The following is a 6,283-nucleotide window of genomic DNA, read 5'->3' on the forward strand; positions in this document are numbered from 1 at the left end:
ATATTTATGCAACAAAGCCGTGTCAAATTACAGTTTGAAGTGGTGCCAAAAAAGCATAAATTTCCGCACTGGGATGAAATTGAATCTTTATTTAAAGAAGATGATTGATCTGATGAACAAACAGATTTCGCATAAGAGATTTTATGTTAAAGAAAATATTAAATAATATAATAAATAAGTTATTGAATTTAATTAATTTTTAAAGAAAAAAATATAGATTTTATAAGAAAAATTAATATTTATATCAAAAAACTTGATTATTTTTATTTTTACTGTATATTTAACTTAACTAGAAAAAAAGTCTTGTTTCGGTAAATCTTCCTTAAGTATCGCAGTTTTAGTCATAATCCTTCGTTTTTTAGATTTTAAGTCTCATTCTTTATTATTTTCAAAGTTATTAATCAGTCAATAAAATGACTAAAAAATTATTAAAAATTAGTAGGATATATTATGTCAAACTCAAATGTTGTTAAAGGTACTGTTAAGTGGTTTAACGAAACTAAAGGTTTTGGTTTCATTCAACAAGAATCAGGTCCAGACGTTTTTGCTCATTTCAGCGAAATCGCGAGTTCAGGTTTCAAGACCTTATTTGAAGGCCAGCAAGTTGAATTCAGTGTAGCTCAAGGTCAAAAAGGACCGAATGCTGTAAATATTGTTGCTATCTAAGTAATAATAAGCAGTAATAAAAAGCACTCATAAGTGCTTTTTTTATGCTTTAAAATGTTTTCAAAATTGAAAAAATCTCTAAAAAATAGGATATAAGTTGTTAAAAGTAAATGATTTAATTGCAAAATCTAAAAATGGTACTGAAATTATTGTTTCATTAATTCCTCTACATAAAATGCAAAATACACGTCAAGGTTTAAAACAAGTCGAAGTAGGTAAAAGAGTTCTACTGGAATCTGGAATAGAAGTTGATTTAAATTTGGATGGCCGTACATTTTACACTTCTCTAAATCAGCTATTTAAATTAAATCATAAAGTTGCTTAGCGATAAATTTTTAAACATCAATAATTTATGTGGGATTTCCACTGCAATTTTTTTAAGGAAATATATATGTTTAAACAGACTCTCAGCGTAAAAGACCAGTTTGGCGTTAAACACGCTATTCAAGCCACAGTGGATCATGAGTTTGCCAACACACAATCTGATTTGAATATAAAACATATCACCGTTGATGGTGAAGATATTCGACCTAGTTTTGAAATGCTTTTTCAAAGTACCTTAAGTGGAAAAATATTTAAAATCATCTAGAAATATAGTTTTTATAAAATCTATAGTCTGAATGAAATATCAGGACCTACTCGCTATCATGCGGGTTTTTTATACCTAATATTTATATTTGTAAGCCTTTGCTTATGCGAAACGAGAGTTCACAGCTCTCGTTTTTTTATTCTAAAACTGCTAAAATTCTTATACGCCATTGACGTACTTAAACCTATGTTATTCATTGAAACCAGTATTTTTACTAAGCAAATCAAAGAGCTTGTGAGTGATGAAGAGTATCGTCAGCTCCAGCAAGATCTCTTGGTACAGCCTGATAAGGGCGACTTAATCAAGAATGGTGGTGGAATTCGTAAAGTACGTTGTGCTCAGGGCAATAAAGGCAAAAGTGGTGGTATCCGTGTGATCTATTATTGGGTCACAGAAGATGATCAGATCTTTTTCCTTGTGGCTTATCCAAAGTCAGTAAAAGATAACCTGACTGATAAAGAAACATCGATCTTGCGTCAATTAGTGAAGGAGCAATTTCATGGATAACAACTTATTTGATGACTTGGTTGCTTCGATTAAAGAAGCTGGTGCCATCAAACGCAATGAAATGAAAGCAAGCCGAGTGACTGAGCTTGAATTACCAGATATTAAAGAAGTACGTGAGAAAACTGGCTTAACCCAGGCAGAGTTTGCTGCACGTTTGCATATCAGCGCGAGAACCCTACAAAACTGGGAACAAGGCCGTCGTTATCCGACTGGTCCTGCAGCGACTTTAATTCGCATTCTGGATGCCCATCCAACTCTGATTTAAAAGTTTAGATAATAAAAAACCCCGGCATCCTGCCAGGGTTTTTTATTGGAACTTTAGGTCTGTGCTGTCTTAGTGCTTGTCGTATCTGGCCCCATCCTGGTGCTCATTCTTTGTAATTCTAAGGAACATCCTGTTCCTGACCAATTAATCATATGAAAATTCCACTGTCCCAGGTAGCCGCAAAGGGCCGAGATTTATGTACGCCAGAGCGTACAAAATAGCCTAAATTTCATCCACAGTAATTGGGGATAGTTTTCGCCCTGGAAGAGCTGAGAACATTGGGAAAATGCCAAAATTGATTACTTTTTAAACAAGATTATTGGCAAGAACTATCAAAAACGATCATAAAAAAGCCGACTTGTTTCAAAATCGGCTTTTCGGTCATTTTTAGATTTTTCTGGTTTTATTAAGTGTTTGATAATTATATTAATATATAAGTGTACTTCGTATAACCTCCATTATGTTAAATGGGAGGGAGGGAGCAAAATAAGTTAACATTTTGCTTCCGGCCACATTAAGCTAGAGTTTTATTTAAATAAAGCTATTTAGTAATCATTAAATTAATTAAAATCTAAATCTAACACCAGCTCCATATAACCAACCTTTCTCAGAGTTTGATTCTATTTGCCACGACGTTTCATCATTACCTTTTGAATACTCATAGGCAATGTCGATATACGGCATGATCTTTTTACTGATTTCATAGCGAGTTTCAAGCCCTGCGGTTGCACTGCTTAAACCAGTTTTTTTCGCATATTTAGAGTCATCACTAAAGATCGCATCCAACTCTAAATAAGTTTGAATAATCAACTTTTGCGTAATCAGAAAATCACGTTCCGTTTCTAGACTAAAACCCGCATAACTGTCTTCTCCCGCATAGAGATAAGCATCAGTTTCAAAGAAATATGGCGCCATACCATGTAAGCCAATCACCGCATCAACATTTTCTTCGGTGTCTTTGCGATGATCATTGAGTTCAACTTTTTCACTACGATAACGTGCACCAATCTGTGCATCCCAAAAGTCTGAAATCATACGGCTATATAAAAGTTTGGCATCATAATGTGCATCATGCGATTCTTCTTTATCGGCATGAATTTTAATAAAAACCTTATTTTCATCTGTGCCAATACGGGTTTCAAACTCTGACTTTAAATCACCTGTGCCATCTTCATTGACAAGCCACTTATTGTCCACTGTCGTAATCGCATAAATTTGCGCACCGTGTTCTGAGCGATGATCATAATGCGAACTCTGCTGAGCATTCGCATCTGGTACATGATGTAAATGATTAACCGTAGATGTTGCCTGATGTTGTGCCTGATTCATTTGGCTATGGTTCATTTGAGAGCGATCCATTTGCATCGGCTGATTTTGACTAGAAGATGTAGCAACTGTCATTTTTTCAGGCGCACTATGATCTTCACCATTATGTGCCAAACTCACTGCACTGACCATCAACAAAGAGCTTGCTAAAACAGTTTTAGAAAAAAGATTAATGGTGCGCATGTTGATCTCCTTTCTGTACTTTTTGATCTTGCTGTTTCTCTGTTGATTTGTGATGCATTGGCTGATGACCTGCATGTTGATGGTTCATCGGTGCTGAATGTGCAGCATGATTCATTTTCCCCATCATCTGCATGTGTTGTGCATGCTCTTGTGGAGAATGCTGTGAATGATCCATCTCAGACATCGCTTGATGATTCATTGATGGTACATTTTTTCCATCAGTCTGAGCAGTTGAATGATGCCCTTCGTGCGCCAAACTTAAGCTTGTTAAACTCAATACCGCAACAGAAAAAAACGCTTTAAATACAAAATTAGTGATGTGCATGTCCAGCTCCTTTTTGCTCAGTTACTTGGTGAGTTTGAGTCGAATTTGTACCTTGAATTGGCGTTGTAGACACTTGTTCATCGCTAACATTTGCCACGATCAACTTGTTCATCATTCCTGCACTCATGTGATACAACAAATGACAATGGATTGCCCATTCGCCCAACTCATCCGCAGTTAATAAAGCAGTCACTGTTTTACCCGGTGGTACAATCAATGTGTGTTTATTCGGCATATCTACCGACTCTTGACCATTCTCCAACTGCATAAACATGCCATGTAAATGCATGGGGTGCGCCATCATACTGTCATTAATAAATTTGATACGGATACGCTCGCCATACTTCACTTTTAATGGCTCAGCATCGCTGAATTTTTTACCGTTAATCGTCCAAATATAACGCTCCATAGTACCGCCCAAACGCACTACTAATTCACTGCTAGCTTCACGAGTATCTTTTTGCGGTTCTAAAGATTTTAAATCACTATATTGCAAGGCTTTATTGCCCGCAGGTGTAGATGCATTTGCCCAACCATAAACCACTTGATCATTTTCTTGTGGTTTTGCTGTGCCATGTTGTGAATGATCCATTTTCGAGTGATCCATGCCTTGCATATCGCCATGGTTCATTTTTGAATGATCCATTTTCGAGTGATCCATGCCTTGCATATTGCCGTGGTTCATTTTCGAATGATCCATTCCTGCATGATCACCGCCACCATGTCCCATATCTTCCATGGTCAAAAGTGAGCGTGGACGTGGTGCAGGCATATGAATGCCATGTGTCATAGGATTTAATTCATTGTGCAGTGTACCAATCGCATAGCCTGCACGGTCAATTGACTCAGCTTCAATTTGATAATGTCCGCCTTTGGGCTCCACAATCACATCATAAGTTTCAGCTGTGCCAATACGAAACTCATCCACAGCAACAGGTTTTACAGGCTGACCATCAGCACTGACCACAGTCATTTTCAAGTTAGGAATACGGACATCGTAGAAAGACATCGCAGATGCATTCACAAAACGTAGGCGAATTTTTTCATTCGGTTTAAACATTCCTGTCCAATTTTGTTCAGGTGTTTTGCCATTAATGAGGAAGGTATAACCTGTAACATCCGACATGTCGGTTTTTAGCATACGCATCTGATTCCACATTTTGCGGTCAGACCATGTCGCTTTTATGCCATCACGTTTAACCTGCTTCCAAACATCACCCAAGGTTTCACGCTGATCTTGATAATATTCAGCTGAAATTTTAAGATCTTTCTGAATTTGATCACTGGTTTTTTCATGAAAATCTGACAACATCACCACATAGTCACGTTCAGCTTTTTCATGTGCTGCCAATGGTGTTTTACCTTTTGGATAAATCACAAAAGAACCATATAAGCCGTCCTGTTCCTGTCCTTTAGAATGAGCGTGATACCAATAAGTCCCGCTTTGGCGAATCTTGAATTTATAAACATACTCGCTTTGAGGCTTAATACCGTTAAAACCATTAAATCCTGGTACACCATCCATAATGCCCGGCAACAACAGTCCGTGCCAATGAATAGAAGAATCTTGGTTTTTTAAATTATTTTTCACGCGAATGATGGCTTCATCACCCTCTTCAAACTCAAGCAAAGGCGCAGGAAATTGACCATTTACGGTAATGCGCTTTACAGGCTTTCCAGTTGGGCTGACCACTGCTTCATCAATAACAAGCTGATATTCACGCACTTCGGCAAAAACCAAAGGCGACGATGCAAAACAAATACCTGCTAATAGGTACGAACTAATTTTATGAGACATAACTTAACCTTAATTTTTGAAAAATAAATAAATTTTAAAAAAAATTGGTTAAGTTTTAGGAGGACGTGAAATTTCTTGCCAATACCCATTTAGATATTGGTTGAGGTAATAAAAATTAGGCTGATCTATAGAATAGAAGGTATCTAGGGGATCTAGCGAGCTTTGCAAAGAATGAAGACATGAGATCTGTGTCTGGCAGGATAAGCTAGAACATTCCTGACACTTTTTGTGATCTATATTCTGATTAATAGCTAAATGATTATGGCAATCGGTATTCGTCTGTACTTCGTGATTAATACCATGTTGAGTGACTTGCTGTGCTTGATCTAAACAATGATCTTGGCTCATTTCAGTTTGCATATTGATATGCATTATCTTTACTGATGCAACAGACACACTACTCCATCCTATGGCAAAAACCATAAGAAAACAAAACCAAAGTTTTTTGGAGAGATGAGTCAACATGAATGCTATCTAGGAATAGAATTTAATCCAAAATATCTTAACGGAATTTCAACTATTTACAACTCAATATAATTTAGTAGTTTCTCTAAAATTAACATAATACACGTTATACGAAGTCAAAAAAGGGAGCCTCTAGCTCATTGCTGTCCCACAATTTTT

The 6,283-nt window shown here is 36.6% G+C and carries 8 protein-coding genes; 5 read left to right on the forward strand and 3 right to left on the reverse strand.

Annotated elements, in window-relative coordinates; all coding sequences use genetic code 11:
- The first annotated feature begins 450 nt into the window (after window positions 1-450).
- The 5 genes from GW12_RS04305 to nadS all read left to right on the forward strand — a co-directional run bounded on the left by GW12_RS04305 (window position 451) and on the right by nadS (window position 2,027).
- Window positions 451-666: a cold-shock protein gene (locus tag GW12_RS04305; RefSeq protein WP_000071892.1), complete on the forward strand. Its 216-nt coding sequence runs from the start codon at window positions 451-453 to the stop codon at window positions 664-666.
- Window positions 667-763: 97 nt separating this feature from the next.
- A complete protein-coding gene (locus GW12_RS04310; RefSeq protein ID WP_004745640.1) occupies window positions 764-991 on the forward strand; it encodes a hypothetical protein in 228 nt (75 codons plus the stop codon).
- A gap of 66 nt (window positions 992-1,057) precedes the next feature.
- A complete protein-coding gene (locus GW12_RS04315) occupies window positions 1,058-1,255 on the forward strand; it encodes a hypothetical protein (RefSeq protein WP_034583955.1) in 198 nt (65 codons plus the stop codon).
- Between the two features lie 186 nt (window positions 1,256-1,441).
- On the forward strand, window positions 1,442-1,762 hold the full coding sequence (locus GW12_RS04320) for a type II toxin-antitoxin system RelE/ParE family toxin (RefSeq protein WP_000897309.1): 321 nt from the start codon (window positions 1,442-1,444) through the stop codon (window positions 1,760-1,762).
- Complete coding sequence (gene nadS, locus GW12_RS04325; RefSeq protein WP_004896911.1) at window positions 1,755-2,027, forward strand: NadS family protein; 273 nt, start codon at window positions 1,755-1,757, stop codon at window positions 2,025-2,027. Before GW12_RS04320 ends, nadS begins: the two co-directional genes overlap by 8 nt.
- 564 nt (window positions 2,028-2,591) lie before the next feature.
- Here the strand turns inward: nadS and GW12_RS04330 are convergent.
- From GW12_RS04330 to GW12_RS04340, 3 genes are read right to left on the reverse strand one after another with little or no spacing between them, the layout of a single operon-like run.
- Window positions 2,592-3,536 carry a copper resistance protein B gene (locus GW12_RS04330; protein ID WP_034583967.1) on the reverse strand — a complete coding sequence of 315 codons (945 nt, stop codon included), beginning with the start codon at window positions 3,534-3,536 and terminating at the stop codon, window positions 2,592-2,594.
- Window positions 3,523-3,861, reverse strand: a complete 339-nt coding sequence (locus tag GW12_RS04335) for a hypothetical protein (RefSeq protein WP_004897649.1) — start codon at window positions 3,859-3,861, stop codon at window positions 3,523-3,525. Before GW12_RS04335 ends, GW12_RS04330 begins: the two co-directional genes overlap by 14 nt.
- The gene (locus GW12_RS04340) at window positions 3,848-5,659 is read right to left on the reverse strand and encodes a copper resistance system multicopper oxidase (RefSeq protein WP_034583971.1); all 1,812 of its coding nucleotides are present in this window, start codon (window positions 5,657-5,659) and stop codon (window positions 3,848-3,850) included. Before GW12_RS04340 ends, GW12_RS04335 begins: the two co-directional genes overlap by 14 nt.
- Window positions 5,660-6,283 lie beyond the last annotated feature (624 nt).

The sequence above is a fragment of the Acinetobacter sp. HR7 genome (assembly GCF_000773685.1).
In the GTDB taxonomy this organism is placed as follows: domain Bacteria; phylum Pseudomonadota; class Gammaproteobacteria; order Pseudomonadales; family Moraxellaceae; genus Acinetobacter; species Acinetobacter thermotolerans.